Source organism: Paraburkholderia sp. A3BS-1L, from assembly GCF_051125215.1.
Classification (GTDB): domain Bacteria; phylum Pseudomonadota; class Gammaproteobacteria; order Burkholderiales; family Burkholderiaceae; genus Paraburkholderia.
Map to the genome: position 1 here is coordinate 2,023,024 of NZ_CP120443.1, position 13,789 is coordinate 2,036,812.

Annotated in this window: 20 protein-coding genes and 2 pseudogenes; 7 read left to right on the top strand and 15 right to left on the bottom strand. The window is 59.4% G+C overall.

Annotated elements, in window-relative coordinates:
* Positions 1-29: 29 nt before the first annotated feature.
* The 5 genes and pseudogenes from P5W99_RS24300 to P5W99_RS24320 form a co-directional block, all read right to left on the bottom strand.
* Positions 30-299 (bottom strand): MmoB/DmpM family protein, encoded by a 270-nt coding sequence (locus P5W99_RS24300; RefSeq protein WP_434663388.1) that lies wholly within the window; start codon positions 297-299, stop codon positions 30-32.
* A 40-nt stretch (positions 300-339) separates the two neighbouring features.
* Positions 340-1,335, bottom strand: coding sequence for an aromatic/alkene monooxygenase hydroxylase subunit beta (locus P5W99_RS24305; protein ID WP_434663389.1), 996 nt, complete (start codon positions 1,333-1,335; stop codon positions 340-342).
* Positions 1,332-1,583 (bottom strand): phenol hydroxylase subunit, encoded by a 252-nt coding sequence (locus P5W99_RS24310; protein ID WP_434663391.1) that lies wholly within the window; start codon positions 1,581-1,583, stop codon positions 1,332-1,334. Before P5W99_RS24310 ends, P5W99_RS24305 begins: the two co-directional genes overlap by 4 nt.
* Before the next feature lie 337 nt (positions 1,584-1,920).
* Positions 1,921-2,067 (bottom strand): hypothetical protein, encoded by a 147-nt coding sequence (locus P5W99_RS24315; RefSeq protein ID WP_434663394.1) that lies wholly within the window; start codon positions 2,065-2,067, stop codon positions 1,921-1,923.
* A gap of 500 nt (positions 2,068-2,567) precedes the next feature.
* Positions 2,568-3,131, bottom strand: a pseudogene (locus P5W99_RS24320) (IS6 family transposase); the annotation flags it as partial.
* Positions 3,132-3,490: 359 nt separating this feature from the next.
* Between P5W99_RS24320 and P5W99_RS24325 the strand changes: the two are divergent.
* The 4 genes and pseudogenes from P5W99_RS24325 to P5W99_RS24340 all read left to right on the top strand — a co-directional run bounded on the left by P5W99_RS24325 (position 3,491) and on the right by P5W99_RS24340 (position 6,704).
* Positions 3,491-3,920 (top strand): annotated as a pseudogene (locus tag P5W99_RS24325) (hypothetical protein).
* Between the two features lie 60 nt (positions 3,921-3,980).
* Positions 3,981-4,226 carry a hypothetical protein gene (locus P5W99_RS24330; protein WP_434663397.1) on the top strand — a complete coding sequence of 82 codons (246 nt, stop codon included), beginning with the start codon at positions 3,981-3,983 and terminating at the stop codon, positions 4,224-4,226.
* 90 nt (positions 4,227-4,316) lie between these two features.
* Complete coding sequence (gene narL / locus P5W99_RS24335; protein ID WP_434663399.1) at positions 4,317-4,976, top strand: two-component system response regulator NarL; 660 nt, start codon at positions 4,317-4,319, stop codon at positions 4,974-4,976.
* A 1,044-nt stretch (positions 4,977-6,020) separates the two neighbouring features.
* Complete coding sequence (locus P5W99_RS24340; RefSeq protein WP_434663400.1) at positions 6,021-6,704, top strand: DUF4145 domain-containing protein; 684 nt, start codon at positions 6,021-6,023, stop codon at positions 6,702-6,704.
* A gap of 26 nt (positions 6,705-6,730) precedes the next feature.
* Here the strand turns inward: P5W99_RS24340 and P5W99_RS24345 are convergent, their stop codons facing one another.
* From P5W99_RS24345 to P5W99_RS24390, 10 genes are all read right to left on the bottom strand, one after another.
* Positions 6,731-7,411: an SOS response-associated peptidase gene (locus P5W99_RS24345; RefSeq protein WP_434663402.1), complete on the bottom strand. Its 681-nt coding sequence runs from the start codon at positions 7,409-7,411 to the stop codon at positions 6,731-6,733.
* A 623-nt stretch (positions 7,412-8,034) separates the two neighbouring features.
* A complete protein-coding gene (locus P5W99_RS24350) occupies positions 8,035-8,616 on the bottom strand; it encodes a lipase family protein (RefSeq protein WP_434663405.1) in 582 nt (193 codons plus the stop codon).
* On the bottom strand, positions 8,613-9,071 hold the full coding sequence (locus P5W99_RS24355) for a hypothetical protein (protein WP_434663407.1): 459 nt from the start codon (positions 9,069-9,071) through the stop codon (positions 8,613-8,615). Before P5W99_RS24355 ends, P5W99_RS24350 begins: the two co-directional genes overlap by 4 nt.
* A gap of 8 nt (positions 9,072-9,079) precedes the next feature.
* Positions 9,080-9,388 (bottom strand): hypothetical protein, encoded by a 309-nt coding sequence (locus tag P5W99_RS24360; RefSeq protein ID WP_434663410.1) that lies wholly within the window; start codon positions 9,386-9,388, stop codon positions 9,080-9,082.
* Positions 9,385-9,600: a hypothetical protein gene (locus P5W99_RS24365; protein ID WP_434663412.1), complete on the bottom strand. Its 216-nt coding sequence runs from the start codon at positions 9,598-9,600 to the stop codon at positions 9,385-9,387. The genes P5W99_RS24360 and P5W99_RS24365 overlap by 4 nt, the downstream gene beginning before the upstream one ends.
* Entirely contained in the window at positions 9,597-10,145 is a 549-nt protein-coding gene (locus P5W99_RS24370; protein ID WP_434663415.1) for a hypothetical protein, read from the bottom strand. Before P5W99_RS24370 ends, P5W99_RS24365 begins: the two co-directional genes overlap by 4 nt.
* A gap of 60 nt (positions 10,146-10,205) precedes the next feature.
* The gene (locus P5W99_RS24375) at positions 10,206-10,757 is read right to left on the bottom strand and encodes a glycoside hydrolase family 19 protein (protein ID WP_434663417.1); all 552 of its coding nucleotides are present in this window, start codon (positions 10,755-10,757) and stop codon (positions 10,206-10,208) included.
* Positions 10,754-11,155 (bottom strand): hypothetical protein, encoded by a 402-nt coding sequence (locus tag P5W99_RS24380; RefSeq protein WP_434663420.1) that lies wholly within the window; start codon positions 11,153-11,155, stop codon positions 10,754-10,756. The genes P5W99_RS24375 and P5W99_RS24380 overlap by 4 nt, the downstream gene beginning before the upstream one ends.
* Positions 11,156-11,217: 62 nt before the next feature.
* On the bottom strand, positions 11,218-12,102 hold the full coding sequence (locus P5W99_RS24385) for a phage antirepressor N-terminal domain-containing protein (protein WP_434663421.1): 885 nt from the start codon (positions 12,100-12,102) through the stop codon (positions 11,218-11,220).
* 23 nt (positions 12,103-12,125) lie between these two features.
* On the bottom strand, positions 12,126-12,320 hold the full coding sequence (locus P5W99_RS24390; RefSeq protein ID WP_434663424.1) for an Arc family DNA-binding protein: 195 nt from the start codon (positions 12,318-12,320) through the stop codon (positions 12,126-12,128).
* Positions 12,321-12,400: 80 nt separating this feature from the next.
* On the opposite strand from P5W99_RS24390, the gene P5W99_RS24395 reads away from it, so the two are divergent.
* The 3 genes from P5W99_RS24395 to P5W99_RS24405 all read left to right on the top strand — a co-directional run bounded on the left by P5W99_RS24395 (position 12,401) and on the right by P5W99_RS24405 (position 13,736).
* A complete protein-coding gene (locus P5W99_RS24395) occupies positions 12,401-12,652 on the top strand; it encodes an Arc family DNA-binding protein (RefSeq protein ID WP_434663427.1) in 252 nt (83 codons plus the stop codon).
* Positions 12,653-12,792: 140 nt separating this feature from the next.
* A complete protein-coding gene (locus P5W99_RS24400; protein WP_434663429.1) occupies positions 12,793-13,086 on the top strand; it encodes an XRE family transcriptional regulator in 294 nt (97 codons plus the stop codon).
* A gap of 2 nt (positions 13,087-13,088) precedes the next feature.
* Positions 13,089-13,736: a hypothetical protein gene (locus tag P5W99_RS24405; RefSeq protein WP_434663431.1), complete on the top strand. Its 648-nt coding sequence runs from the start codon at positions 13,089-13,091 to the stop codon at positions 13,734-13,736.
* The last annotated feature ends 53 nt before the right edge of the window (positions 13,737-13,789 follow it).

Sequence of the window (13,789 nt, forward strand, 5' to 3'; positions counted from 1 at the left end):
CCTTCCTGGTAGTGTCCGTGTTGCGTTGTTCAGTGTTTCCAGCTCAGCGTGAACTGGTCGTCGTCTTCGTCGAGATGCCCGGACAACGTGATGAGATTGACCTGCAACTGCTGCAAATCGAAGCGCGTGCCGATGAGGTTCTCGATGGTTTCCCGCCGAATCGTGAGACGCCCGGGGGCATCGATCTTCACCATGCCCGGAGACTCGACCGCCACAGCCTCGGGGTTGTCCGCGAGGATTGCCTCGATCACTGGTCTGGACTCCTCATTGGCCTGAAAGGCAATGAATACGTTGGACATGAATATTTCCTGAATGGGTTAGCCGGTTAGCCGGCGGGATTCAATAGTCGATACCGAGCTTGGCCAGCCGCGCGCGCAATTGCTGGCGCGTCTCGTCGAGCGCACTATGGCCGCTCGCCGGGAAGGCCAGCTCCGCGAGCGGGAGCAGCGCCGTGGCCGCCTGCTCTTCCCAGTTGCGCAGCCATTGGGTCAGCACGGCCTTGTTGTCCTGGGATTCGGCTGCCATGGTCTTCACGACCGCGTCGACCCAGCGGATAGTCTCGTCGTGCCATTCCGGCATGAAGGCCGTGAGCATTGCCACTGCGCTGCCGCCGGCAAGCGCCACGCGTTCGTCGACGTAGCGCTCGTACACGAGCGGATACAGCAGGCCGTCGAGCGCGAGATTCTGCGCGACGAAGAGTTCCACCGGGTCCTGGAGCACCAGCGTGTCTTCCACATAGCGGCGCAGCGCTTGCCACGTGGGGTCCAACATCCAGGCTTGCTTCGCCTCGTCCAGGCGCTCGGGACCCGACATCGAGAGCGCAAGCCGCGTGAGGTATTGGGCAATGCCCAGATGGTCCATCGCGTGGAACATCGCCGGCGCGGTGAACGCCGTGCCGTAGCCGATCGCGCAGATCTGCGAGTTGTTCATGTTGCCGCCCCACGCGACGTGGCGCAAAGGCACGAGCACCCGCAAGGCGTGATTGACGAGTTCGTCGGACATGAGTCCAACCATGCCGCGCGATTCCACGAACTCGAAGTTCGCCTCCATGGTGTCCTGCTGGCGCGCGCGCGTCATGGTCCACGACGCGTAGTAGAACTGGCGCGGGTCCCTCAGTGCATACCAGTTTTGCAAACGAATGGCGGTGCGCCCGGTGTCGAACAGCTCGTGCTCCGGGTCCCACGTGGGACGGTAGTGGAAGTTCGTGCTGGGCTGGGCACCCATGATGCCTTCCTGATAGCGCGACGCCGTCTTGTCTCCGCCGATGTGCTGCGCCACGTGGGCATACGTGTGCCGCAGCGGCTTGATATCCACTGTCTTTAGATCGATGGTCACTGCTTGCTCCTGCTGGTCATGGGTTCGTCTTCGGTCGCAAGCCGCACGGCGTTCTGCGCGACGCAGAACTCCTCGAATGCCTCTTGCGGCAACATCAGTTCGACGCAAAGCTCCGGAATGCCGACCGAAAACTCGAACTCGACGAACCCTCGCGGGTTGATTCCGGTGACCCGAACGAACTTGCGGGTCGTATTGAGCGCGTCAATCGAGTCGGTATCGGCTTGTGCTGATGCCGGTTGTTTGTGCATGGTGGGGGTCTCCTTCATGCCCGGACTTCAATGCAGCATCCGTGCCATACGGTGGCCGCGACGGCAAAAATCTCGAGAATTAAGGATAAACACTTAGGCACGACGGCTGGTTTACAGTCAGAATCGAGGTAAACCCGAGGCTCGAATAGCGCTTAACGAAGGCCCAATCGAATCATCAATGCATTAATTTTTTTGTTGTTTTTATGATTTGATAAAAGCACTCACTCACGAGCATTTGATGAACTCATGAAATCGGCGCCTGTCACGCGCCCGGACGCGTAAAAGCGAAAATCTCGACAGAGGACATGATGGCGCCCCAACCGTCCCGCGGCCGGACTCACGGCCCGCGCCCTTTCCCGCAGACGCCGATCTGCGGCAACTGATTCATTTTTCGACCAGCGACGGACACATCTCCGAAGTCGCCGTACTTGACGCTGCCATCCTTGGACAGCCGCTTACACTCACGGTAGAAGTGCACGTTCATGACGAGCGCCCGTCCTGCACTGTTCAGCTGAGACAACGCTTTGCTCTCGAGCCAGCTGTACAGCAGTGCTACGTTATAGCGACAGGCTGATTATTTATTGGTAGTCACTGCGTAATCGATGAGCAATTATGAAGCCCTTTGCGACCGGCTTTTCAGTGGGGACGACAACATTCGCCATGTCCGAACTTCAGTCGTTGTCGGATGTTTCAAAGCGGGGCTGCAGGTGCCACTGTCGACCGAGGCCGTTTGATCCTACCTAGAATTCATGTACAGCAACTTATACGACAATCAACCTATGTTCCTGCGGTTAGCATGGTCGGCCGCAGTGGTCAGCGCACGCTTCTGTTCTTCGATATCGGTAATTGTCCCGACCCGTTTGACGACGCTCCCTCTGCATCTTTCACCGGCGATGCCCGCTCGATAGGCTTTGTCGCAATAAGATTGAAGGTGCCAGCGGTGTTGGGATTCCAAGTACTGCTTATGTTACGAGATCGCAGAATCTGATCGGCAGAAGATGGATGGGTTCCGCGAGCACACTTCATCTGTCCTTTCCCGATCATATGTGCATCACTTCAATGCCGGCCAGAAGGAAAGATCCGAGCGCACCGAAAAGTCTTGAACCCCAGCATGGGACGCGTGCGTCGCTTGATCGCCCGATGGTCTTGCTCCACCAGGTTATTGAGATATTTGGATTGACGGATCTTGAGGGGCGTTTCACGATCGGCATTGATCGCTTCGAGCGCGGCGAGATTGGCATTGCTTTTGTCGATGGTTACCGTCTCAGGCACGCCGCCGTTGGCGATCGATTTTTCAAAGTAACGCCGGGCAACCGTCTTGTCCCGATGCGCGCACAGCAGAAAATCAATGGTGTTGCCGTCCCTGTCGACGCCTTCTCCAGCACCGGCAACAGCTTGATGGCCCAGCGATGCACAGTCGAGTGATCGACCGAAATGCCGCAAGTTCAGCGGATAGGCCACGTACCAAAGCACGCAAGTCAGGATCACTTCGAGCGGGTAATGCAGGCGTTTGAGCACTCGGGCTACCGCCGGATTCAACGTCTTTATCGAGCTTTCTGTCAATCATGTCGTTCCCCACATCATAGGGGAGCGCCTTATTGCAACAGACACTTCGTGCTCGTTGTCACTCACAGAGCGGCCCCCTCACCCGGCGGCGAGGTTTCATATGCGCCAATCAACCGTATGCTCAACGACGCCAACGACCCACGCTGAAGTACTCGCACGAGTGCCCCGGCGATTGCCTCAGCCACCTTCAGTCAACGCAACTCACGCATCCCCATCGTGGCTTGCTGGGTAGATTGCACCCAATACGCCCAAAGGGGGAGCCCACTCTGGCAGATTTCAAGACGCTGTCGACCGGCCATACTAGAGACACGCATCATTGCAAGATTTGGCGGAGCAGCATCGTGAAGAGCCGTGATTTTCTCACCTGTCAACAGATCTTCGACCAGGCCGTGGAGCACCCCCTTCCGCCAGGGTCGCGCGGCGCTTCTGCCACAGGGTAGCGGGGCCTATCGCGGCAACTACGGTGGATGTCCTGTCGGCAGCTTCATCAAGCCTTCCGATTACGCGAGCGCGATCGAAGGGGTGCCGGTGCGCTACATCGGCAAACAGTCATTGGAGGCGATACCCGCCTACATGGACGCCGGCGTCGCCGCGTTGCGGAGGGCGCTGCTTCGCTCGCGGATCAACATCTACGACCCGGTTGTGATCGAACTGCTCAGTTGTCTGCAGAATGTCCACGACGTGTTCGGCAAGTGGGAGTGGCGCGAGCGGCTTCTGACGATCGCGCGCCAGTTCGGGCTGTCCGACGAGCTCGTCAGGGCGGCCGCATGAGCAACGCTGCGCCGTGAGAGGATGCAGCAAGACCTCAACGAAGCAAAACGGACGCAAGAGATGAACACCCTGAAACGAGGCCTGCACGGGCTGGTGGAGAAATGGCTGGCGCCGACCCCGGCAGCGCCGGCCCACGTGACGCAGTTCAGCCGCACGGCGGCCGGCAACAGGCGGTTCGTCTGCGTAGAGGTCTCGCATCCGACCAATCCTCGAGCACTTTTCTTCTTCCGGCACGACGACGGCTTCTGGCGGGTCTTCCCGCCACCCGGCGAACGGCCGGCGATGGGCTATCGGCAAGCGGCGTAACGACCGCGCGATTGCACCGGTGGCCTATTATTAAAATTAAAGCCACAGATGGATCCTCGGCTTGTCGTCGTTATGTATGAGGAAAAGGCCATGGAATCGGTCAGCACGGTTCTTCTCATCGACGATCATGCGCTGTTCAGGCGCGGCGTAGCACAGCTCATCCAGATGAATCCGGGCTTTGAGGTTATCGGCGAAGCGTCGTCGGGGCGCGAAGGTGTCCGACTTGCGCTCAATCTCAAGCCGGATGTGATCTTGGTCGACCTCAACATGCCTGAGATGAGCGGGGTCGAAACAATTGCGCTGCTGCGCGAGAACGGGGTCGACGCCCGCTTCATCGTGCTGACCGTCTCCGACAACGAACGGGACGTCGTGGCCGCGCTACGCGCTGGCGCGCACGGCTATCTGCTCAAGGACATGGAGCCTGAGGAGCTGTGTCTGAACCTGCACAAGGTGCTCAGGGGCACCGCAGTGCTTAGCGAGTCGGTGACTGGTAACCTCGTTCACGCGCTCTCGGGTGGCCAACCGCTTCACGCCAATGAGGGCAATCTCTCGGCACGCGAGCAGGAGGTGCTCGAATATCTCGGCGAGGGCCTGTGCAACAAGGCCATTGCACGCAAGCTCGACATCAGCGTTGGTACGGTCAAGGTCCACGTCAAGCACCTGCTGCACAAGCTCGATCTTCATTCGCGGCTTGAAGCCGTCGTCTGGCATCGCGAGCACGTCATGCGCCCCCGTCCGCCGCGCATGTGATCTCCAGCTTCATGCGCATCGCGCGTTGCGTACGACGCGAGGCTGGTCCGTTCCCTGGAGCGCTCATCAGGCTCTGCCCGACAGGGCTCTCGTCGAGCTGCCATGCGCGTTCAAGTACGATCTCGCCTGTCTGTTTCTGAACATACTTGAAGCGTCCATGAAAGCGCCCAAAGATTGCACAGATGCGTGCATGGGCGCACGTATCCACCGAAACACGACGCACAATTGCGCTATTACGATAACTATTCTTACCTCTGCGTAGCTAGCAAATCTTTACGACTTCCGTCGTAACGTTCCCATCATTGCGAGTAGCCATGCAAAAACTTCGGACTGCTTTTCAATTCCTGCGTACCTAATCACTACCGCGTGACAGCCTTCATACTTGACATGGCTTTGCGGATTGAGGTCTCGGTGGGGACACTGGGGTATCTTGCTTCGTAGTTTGCGATCTACCCCAAAAGTTACCCCCAAGACTCCGTGGCAGTCAACGGAATGAAGCGGCTACACGGGGACGTCCGGGAAGACCGGCGTCCCTATCCAATCTGGACCGAGGGTGAGAAAAAACGTAACGTCCAGGAACTCCCTGGAACGCTTTGGAATGGTGGGCCGGGTCGGGTTCGAACCGACGACGGGATTTCTCCGGCGGATTATGAGTCCAGGGTAAACGCTATGCTTTTCAACGGCTTGCGCTCAAAATCTTTCCGCAATCGAGGTATACCGAGTAGCCGAAACGCCTTATCCAGCAATGCTCCGGAGAAAATTGCGGAAAATTTTTGAAGCCCTCGCGCCCTGGAAGGTAGAATCTCCAGATGGATAGATCGCGCCTCGGGGCCAAGGGCGATCTAGTGGCTGCGTAGAGTCTCGGATTGTGATTCCTGTTGTCGTGGGTTCGAGTCCCATCAGCCACCCCAAGAAATTCAGCAATATCAAGCGCTTAGGCGCTGCCGAAGATTTCGCATAGAGAAATTCGGAACGAAAATCAGAATTTCGGAATCGAGCCCACGTCATTGCGTGGGCTTTTTTGCGTTCAAACTGGACACAAGAATGACCGCATTTAATTGGCTTTGCCCCTTCTGCGGTAAGCACTCGACGATTACCGAACAATCGATCGTAAATGGCAACACAACGTTTACGATGAATGCGAGCACGCCGAAATTCGTTATCTCCAATCGCTTTACGCTGTGCCCAAATCCAGAATGCGCGGAAGTCACGATCGACATTGAAAAGTTCGACGTCATCGTGACGAACGTGGGCATTAGGAGGGGGCAAAAGACGGACGAGTGGCGGCTGCGCCCTTTCGGTGCGGCGAAGCAATTCCCTGCATGCGTGCCCGAAGTGCTACAGAGGGATTACCGCGAAGCCTGCCTAATCTCGACACTCAGCCCCAAAGCATCCGCAACACTTTCTCGGCGCGTATTGCAGGGGATGATTAGAGATTTTTGGAATGTGACGATTGAAAGGCCAACCCTTTGGGCTGAGATCAAGGCAATTGAAGACAAAGTCGATCCCGAGACTTGGGCGGCAATAAAGGCTGTGAAGGACATTGGCAACATCGGCGCCCACATGCAGCAGGACATCAATGTGATCGTCGACGTCGACCCAAGCGAGGCCCGATTGCTCATTGAATTGACAGAGACTCTTTTCGAAGAGTGGTATATCGCGCGTGAAAATCGCAAGGCTAAGATGGCGGCTATTGTCCAAGCTGCAGCAGGCAAGATGAGCGGCTAACTGCCGTCGGCTGGCAGGGGCGCCACTTATGACGAGCCTGCCTCTCCAGCGCGATTTGCCGGCGCCTTCATTGCGCGCGGCGGCGCCGGGAATGCCTCCGCATGCATCTTCGACGCCGGGAAGAGATTCAGGAACGAGCGCGCCTCGTCCATCGAGCCGCTCGCGAGCCAGCCTTCGTATTCCGAGAGCGGCAGGATCACCACCGAGCGCTTCTCGTCGCCCGGCTTGTGGAAACGGCTCATCAGCGGATGCTCGTCCGAGTTGACCGTCAGCATGGTGAATGACAGCGCCAGCCCTTCTGGCTCGCGCCACTCGCGCCACAGCCCGGCAATCGCAAACGGCGCGCCGTCGGCCATGCCAATGCGCCACCGCACCGCCTTCCCGCTCTCGTAGTTTGGCTCGTAGAACGCCTCGGCAGGAATCAGGCAGAGCTGCTGCTTTTTCCACGCGCCACTGAAGCTGCGCTTCTCGCCCACGGTCTCAGAGCGAGCGTTCATCGTGTCGAAGGGCCTCACACCTTCGGGGATGTGCTTGCGCGGCACGATGCCGAACGTCGCCACGTCGGCCCGCTGGGACCCATTCACGCGCCGGATGATCGGCGCGGGATAGTCCTTGTAGACCTCATCACGCCATGGGCTGTCGGGTGGCTCGATCCCGAAGTGCTTGAAGAGCTGGTCGCGGCGCGCGGCGGCGTAGTTCGTGCACATGAGCTGCTCCAGGTGGCGAGCCCTCATGATAGCCAAGAGCGCGCGAGCCCTGGCTATACTGTATATTCATACAGGTGTTCGGGGCGCAAAAATGGCAGACGATCGTCCATGCGAGAAATGCAGGCACTACGGCGGGCTAGCTCGTGGCGGCCCGCATGGATGGTGTTTCCACCCCGGCGTTGGTCGGATGCTCAAGGCGCGGCCAGAGCAGGGTTGCGCATTTTGGGCGCGTGCATATGACTCGGTTGAGGCGAGGCTAGCGAGACTGCGGAAGCGATGGGGGAAATGAGCGGCCGCACGAGGGATGGCGGTGCAGCCACATGCCGCTCGGTTGCTGCGTTGTGAGCATGGTTTCGGGGTATAGACAAACGACTATCGCCCTGATAGCTTACAAATTGGTTGCATCGGCACTCTGCAACCACCATGCAAAGGCCCTTCGCCGCCGTATTCCGTCCGGATGCGGCGGCTTTTTCATGGCACTGCGTAGCGAATGCCGCAGTGGCCCGCCCGAAGGCACCCGTCTTCTTGCAGGCGCTTGCGATAGCACGGTGATCGCGCCCGAAAGCGCTTCCTAACGACCTACAACCTATATCCTGTATCCGCACAATACAGCCTATAGGCTGTTAGGCAGCCGATAGAGACCGGATTACCCTCGCGATCAAATGGTCTGGCACGTTGGGAAGTGCTGGCTTGCCGATGTGCGTAAGGAGTGCCGCGTGACTCCAGCCGAGCGGCAGGTCCGGCACCAGATCGCCGCCATTCTTGAACAGACTCACGCGCACGTTAGCGAGCAGCGTGCGCACGCCGATACCCGGACTTACGCGCGGAGGCTCGAATCCGTAGACGGCGGAGGGCGCCCTCCCGGCAAGCGTCATATCCACCGCTGCCATGATGGCGATCGCCGCCCCCAGCGAATGACCGACTAGCGTCACTGGCTGCCCTCCGATCGCAGAAGTCACAGGGGCGCTAATCGCCTTCCATGCATCCCAGAACCCCCGATGCACGTCGCCCGCCCCCGCAACCGCCATGAGCGCGATATTAATGTCCGCGCCCACGCAAGGCAGGTTGTCCGTACCCGGGAATGCTACGACGAGCCCCGCCGCGGTCTGCCGCACGATGGCCCGGGAGGCGCTGCCGGCCGCGCCGATGTCTGGCTTGGCCGAGTACGCCTCCTGGGCGAGCAAAGCGTAGTCGTGGGCGTTCATTGCAGCGCCGCCCCGGCTAGTGGTGTGGAGGCGGGGGTGGGTGCCGAAGCCGCAGGCTGAAGGAGAATGGCCGTATTGATCGCCGCCGCGGTCAGGTCGATAGCCGTCTTCGCGTCGTTCTTCGCTTGCGGAGCCAGGCTGGACGCATCGACCACCGACTTGAGCAGCGGCAGCGCGGTCTTGCTCAGTGCCTGCAGGTTCGGCGTGGTGACGGTGGCGCCAGCCGCACAGACCTTGCCGATTGCAGGCTTGACGTCGGTATTGAGCGTGTTCAGTGCGCCGCCCGTGAACAGGCCGTCATCGGTCATGATGGTGACCGCCGTGTCGGCGTAGTTGCAGGCGAGGCCGACCTGTTGAGCGAAGGTCAAGGGCGGCAGCGTAGGCGCGGAGCCATTGCACGCAGAGAGAGCGAGCACGGCAAAGCCTGCCGCGAGCAGCATGAGTTTTCGGAGCATGGGGAACCTCAGGGTTTGAGCGAGAACTTGGCCGCAGTGACAGCGACGTTTGAGACGGCTGTAGCGACAGCGGTAGTGGCTTGAGACTGGGCGGTTATCGGTGCGGTAGCGCCGACGCCCGTTTCGGAGAAGTCCAGCGTGTAGCCGTCAGGCGTTTTCTGGACATGGACGTTGACGCTCGAGATGTCCTTGCCGTTCGTGATCGACGCGGCACAACACAGGACTTGCTTCGATGCTTCGTCATAGAAAGGGCGCACATCGTAGGTCGCCTGACCGGCACATCCCGTCAGGCAGAGCGCCAACAGGGCGGCTTTCATTGAGCGGGCGTGACGGGTTGCTTGGCGGCAGCGCGAGCCATCAGGTAGTTGTAGACAGCGTGTGCGCCGGTGATGATGAAGGCCGAGATCTGAAGCTGGGCCTCCATCGGGATCGTGACGTGAGCCGCCTGCGCAGCCCAATCGATAATCGGCACGAGGGATGCGGCAGTAAGGGTGATCGCGCCGGTTTGAATGCTCGAGGTTGGATTCACGAATGCTCCTGGTGAAGTTGCTTGAGTTCGTCGGGCGAGTACACGAAGCCCTTGACGAGGAATGCCTGGACGTTCCAGACGGGATCGCTCTCTTCGTGGCGGCCGTGACCCTTGCCGCGGTGATGCAGCTCGCAGAGAGGCAATTGGTTGTAGACGGAGTCGACAAACGTCTCGGGCTTGGCGGGATCGAACGCCTCCCAGTCGAAGCCCTGCGTCAGTCGGATGAGGTCCCAGATCGGATGCTTCTTCGGGATCGGCACGACACGCTGCAGCTTGTGCGACCACATCGTGTCGACCTGATTGAGTGCCACGCCTCGGATCCATGCGAAGTCGATTGCGTGGCTGTAGGCCCACTCGAAGAATCGGTGATGCGACTCGACCGACTCTTCGTCTCCGCATACCGCGCAGACATAGCCGCCCTCCTTCTTCATCTCGCGCTTGCTAGCGCGAAAGATGGCCGACTCAGTGCGTGGCTCGTGACCCGGATAAAAGACGTCTTCGGTGAGCGTGCGATGCGTTTCATGCGTGTCTTGTGCTTTGGTCATGGCGTAAAAAAGGCCGCTCGTGGCGGCTATTTGATAGTCATTTGACGGGTATTTGATCGGCTATTCGATACCGAGCGCTTTCTTCGCGGCGCCATACAGCGCCTGCCGTGCGGCTAGGCCATTCGTGCCGCCGTTGATGAGCTCCGTGAGCGTCGTGAATCTTCCGGCCGTCGCGAGCGCGCTAAGCTTGTTGTTCCACCAGAACCAGCCGGCGGACATCGCGGCGTGCTCGGGTTGCTCGAGCAGCTCGGGGTGGTTGATGAGGTCCAGGTCGAGACCAACGCCGGCGAGCGTGTAGTTGCGTCGCCCGGTGATCTGGATGAGGCCACGCCCACAGAATCGGCGGCCGTCGCCTGGCTGCGTGTTCCCGAGGCCTTTCGCCTTCTGCGACGGTGGCTCGTAGAGGCGCTGCGCGGGCGTTGGCCCCCAGATTTCCTTCGTATAGACCAGGTTCTCCGACTCATGCCCGGTTTGCGCGAGGAAGGCGGCGACGTCGCGCGGATCGAGGATGTGATACGTCTCGCACGCGGCCTGGATGAACGGCGCGAACACCGTTGCGCGCGCCAGCGTCGCGCCGGTACCAGCGGCGATGACCTCTGCTGTGAGGTTCATACGATCGCGAGAATGAGTTTGACGGTATCGGCAAGCCACGGCGGGAAATGGCCGTGAGCCGCGTAATACAGGCCCGCGTATGCGGCAAACAGGGGAATCACAACGGGGATCGCGACCTGTCGAAGCAGGAAGCGCCACGCTTGCGCAAGCCGGCAGAAAAACCGCACTGCGCGTGCGCCGTCATTCCACGTCTCGACGATCGAGCTCGTGTTCTGGTCGATTCGAGCAACGATGGCCTTGATTGTCTCGATCTCGCCGTCTTGCTGCTGCAGATGTCTCTTCGTCGATGCATCGCTCTGCTCGAGCCGTTGCTCCAACTTCGAGAAGCGGCGGTCACCCGCTTTCAGTCGTTCTTCCACGCTCGCGCGCGGAGACACATCGGCCTGATGTCCTTGCATTCGATCCCCGGAAATAAAAAAGCCACCCGAAGGTGGCTTTTGTTGTTGAACTTCAAGGCTCGCTAGAGCATTCGCAGGCCTTCGGCTACCGGCCGAAAGACGGTTTTGTTGTCGTCGAGGATAGCGCTCAGCCTGTTCTTGGTGCGCGCGAGGTCTTCGCTCAACGCAAGCATCTCGAGCTGCAGACGCTTCGCTTCGTCGTTCGCAATAATGCGGAAGCCGCCAATGCTATAGACGTATGAGCCGAGTTCGCTCGCAACCACAACGTACCGACCAAAGCCGGGAACTGCGAAGTGAATGCCGGGAGCCAACTCCGGCTCAACGACTTCCCATTCCGCTGCCGTGCGAGTCACGATGCTCACAGCCTCCGTGAATTCGACCTGCGGAATTTGCCGATACGGCACCTTGAAGTGCGCCTTCAACTTCGACCAGACACGTGTCGCTGCGCCACCCTGCTTGGACTTCGGCAAGCGCTCAACGAGCGTCTTGACCATCAAGCGCAATGTCTCCTGCTGATCGCCAGTCAGGATGTCGCCAGGGTTCACCGAAAATGCCATGCGGGGATTCACGGCGATGCCATCGTTCCAGTATTGCCAAAGCGCGTCGTCGCATTCACTCTGAAAGCGAAGCACCCGTTCTCTGACATCTATATCTTTGACCTTACCGGGCTCGATCGACATCAGCCATCCAGGCAGCTTGCGGAGCGCCATGCAAACCACCTTCCGCTGCTTGCCGTCTTGAGCAACCATCACCAATTCGGTGATGGTTGATTGAAACCGGCTCTCGGTCAATTTACGGTGCTGCGGTTGCCATGCCAGCCCCATGCCCTCAACAACGGGCTTCATGGGTACATACGGCTGGCCGTTGTGCTCAACGACATAAAGCTCAGCCCCGTGAAACGGCACTTTGACCTGGCGCGCCGCCAGCGATGTGCTACTATCTTTCATGATGTGTGTTCCTTGCTATGGGTTCACTGCGTCACCAACGCCCGACCGGTTGCAGCCAGTCGGGCGTTTTCTTTTTCTGCTGCTCTCGCCTCTTCCATCACGGCTAGCAGCTCGCTATTCGCGCTTCTTCGGTTGCGCCCCGCGCGCTCTTTCAGCCACTCCTTCAGATCGGCGGGCATCCGGACGCCGAATGGGGCAATCGTTCGTGTTTGCATCATCTCCCTCCGTTGGCTACATGATGTAATCATTACAGCGTGTAGCTATTGCGTCAAGCTCTTTTTGACTACACCATGTCGCCATGACAACACGCCCACCCACATCCCACATTCCGCCATTCGGCCTGCGCATGCAGCCGGATCTGAAAATTCGGCTCGAGGAGGCTGCGAAGGCAAACAGCCGCTCCTTGAATGCAGAGATCGTCGCGCGACTCGAAGCAACATTCGCTCCAAACGCGGATCATTTTTTGAATATGCAGCGCTACAACGAGCTCAAACAGGAAATACTTGAGTACGTGCTCACCTCCATCGAGGCGAAGAAGAAAGCCAAGTAGTCGGCCGACAAATTCTTGACACCTAGGCCCAAACGTCCTACATTCGGAACCGTTGGAAGCGCAAACGCGCGGCCCGTCTATCCGAAAGGACACTGCCATGAAGCTCTGCTTTCGCACCCGCCTGGGTGCTGGATCCCCTCATGCTTTACGACCCACCCTCTCCACAGGATCTCGACCGATTGAAGGGCGAGTTGGGCCTGTCGGCCTCCAAAATGGCCGCCCTGTTTGGGGTGTCGAGCGGGCGCCAATGGCGGAATTACACCGGAGGCGAGAAGCCGCGGGACATGAATCCGCACATGCTGTTCTTCGCCGCAGCCAGACTAGAACTGGACGACGCAACGATCGAGCGCGTCCTGCAACGCATGCGCCACATCGGAGCGACGATCGATTTGAACGCCGACTCCCCGGCGCACGATGGAGAGCCGCAGCCGTAGCGATGACGCTCGGCTGCGCAGCTGCTACGCAGGCCCATGCAGAGGACTTCCTCCATGCTGAAATCGGTCTCGGCTTCGGCGTGGCGAAGGACATGGGCAACGGAACCTGGATTCAGGACGGCCTCCCCGACAATCGCGAGAAGCTGACCTTTCCAGCAGTGCAGGCGGGCATCACCGGCACGATCTATCAGCGCGGTCCGTGGGACCTGCGCTACCACGCGAGCTACGTCTATCTCGGAGAGCAGAGCGCATCGGTGAACGGCGTCCCTGATGACCAGTACAACCCGACGACGCATCAGGTCGACATGCCCGCGGGCGAGCGTCTCTCACCCTTCAATGGCCACGGCCATGTTCAGGGCATCCCGCTAACTCTTGATGCCGGCTACACCTACAGCAGCTGGCGCTTCGGCGTCGAGGCTGGCGCATGGGCTTACTGGCAGACCTGGCATGAATCGCTCTACAACCTCGACGACCAGTGGCAAGACCTCTCTCACAAGACGGTCATGCAGATTGGATATGTTGTCGGCGCATCCGTTGGACGCGGACCGTTCTCGCTGTCGTACCGCTATTACGGCATGAAGGCGAACTGGAATCCATACCCCGGGCTTGCGACTGGTGCCCATGTCGTCATGATGCGCTATCGGTTCTGACGAATAGAAGGTCCGGTATCATATGGGCCTTCCCGAACCTCGAAGACTATTGC

Coding starts and splice junctions, on each gene's coding strand:
- P5W99_RS24300 (WP_434663388.1), bottom strand. CDS start 299: ATGTCCAACGTATTCATTGCCTTTCAGGCCAATGAGGAGTCCAGACCA.
- P5W99_RS24310 (WP_434663391.1), bottom strand. CDS start 1,583: ATGCACAAACAACCGGCATCAGCACAAGCCGATACCGACTCGATTGAC.
- P5W99_RS24315 (WP_434663394.1), bottom strand. CDS start 2,067: ATGAACGTGCACTTCTACCGTGAGTGTAAGCGGCTGTCCAAGGATGGC.
- P5W99_RS24330 (WP_434663397.1), top strand. CDS start 3,981: ATGAACACCCTGAAACGAGGCCTGCACGGGCTGGTGGAGAAATGGCTG.
- narL (WP_434663399.1), top strand. CDS start 4,317: ATGGAATCGGTCAGCACGGTTCTTCTCATCGACGATCATGCGCTGTTC.
- P5W99_RS24340 (WP_434663400.1), top strand. CDS start 6,021: ATGACCGCATTTAATTGGCTTTGCCCCTTCTGCGGTAAGCACTCGACG.
- P5W99_RS24345 (WP_434663402.1), bottom strand. CDS start 7,411: ATGTGCACGAACTACGCCGCCGCGCGCCGCGACCAGCTCTTCAAGCAC.
- P5W99_RS24350 (WP_434663405.1), bottom strand. CDS start 8,616: ATGAACGCCCACGACTACGCTTTGCTCGCCCAGGAGGCGTACTCGGCC.
- P5W99_RS24355 (WP_434663407.1), bottom strand. CDS start 9,071: ATGCTCCGAAAACTCATGCTGCTCGCGGCAGGCTTTGCCGTGCTCGCT.
- P5W99_RS24360 (WP_434663410.1), bottom strand. CDS start 9,388: ATGAAAGCCGCCCTGTTGGCGCTCTGCCTGACGGGATGTGCCGGTCAG.
- P5W99_RS24370 (WP_434663415.1), bottom strand. CDS start 10,145: ATGACCAAAGCACAAGACACGCATGAAACGCATCGCACGCTCACCGAA.
- P5W99_RS24375 (WP_434663417.1), bottom strand. CDS start 10,757: ATGAACCTCACAGCAGAGGTCATCGCCGCTGGTACCGGCGCGACGCTG.
- P5W99_RS24380 (WP_434663420.1), bottom strand. CDS start 11,155: ATGCAAGGACATCAGGCCGATGTGTCTCCGCGCGCGAGCGTGGAAGAA.
- P5W99_RS24385 (WP_434663421.1), bottom strand. CDS start 12,102: ATGAAAGATAGTAGCACATCGCTGGCGGCGCGCCAGGTCAAAGTGCCG.
- P5W99_RS24390 (WP_434663424.1), bottom strand. CDS start 12,320: ATGATGCAAACACGAACGATTGCCCCATTCGGCGTCCGGATGCCCGCC.
- P5W99_RS24395 (WP_434663427.1), top strand. CDS start 12,401: ATGACAACACGCCCACCCACATCCCACATTCCGCCATTCGGCCTGCGC.
- P5W99_RS24400 (WP_434663429.1), top strand. CDS start 12,793: ATGCTTTACGACCCACCCTCTCCACAGGATCTCGACCGATTGAAGGGC.
- P5W99_RS24405 (WP_434663431.1), top strand. CDS start 13,089: ATGACGCTCGGCTGCGCAGCTGCTACGCAGGCCCATGCAGAGGACTTC.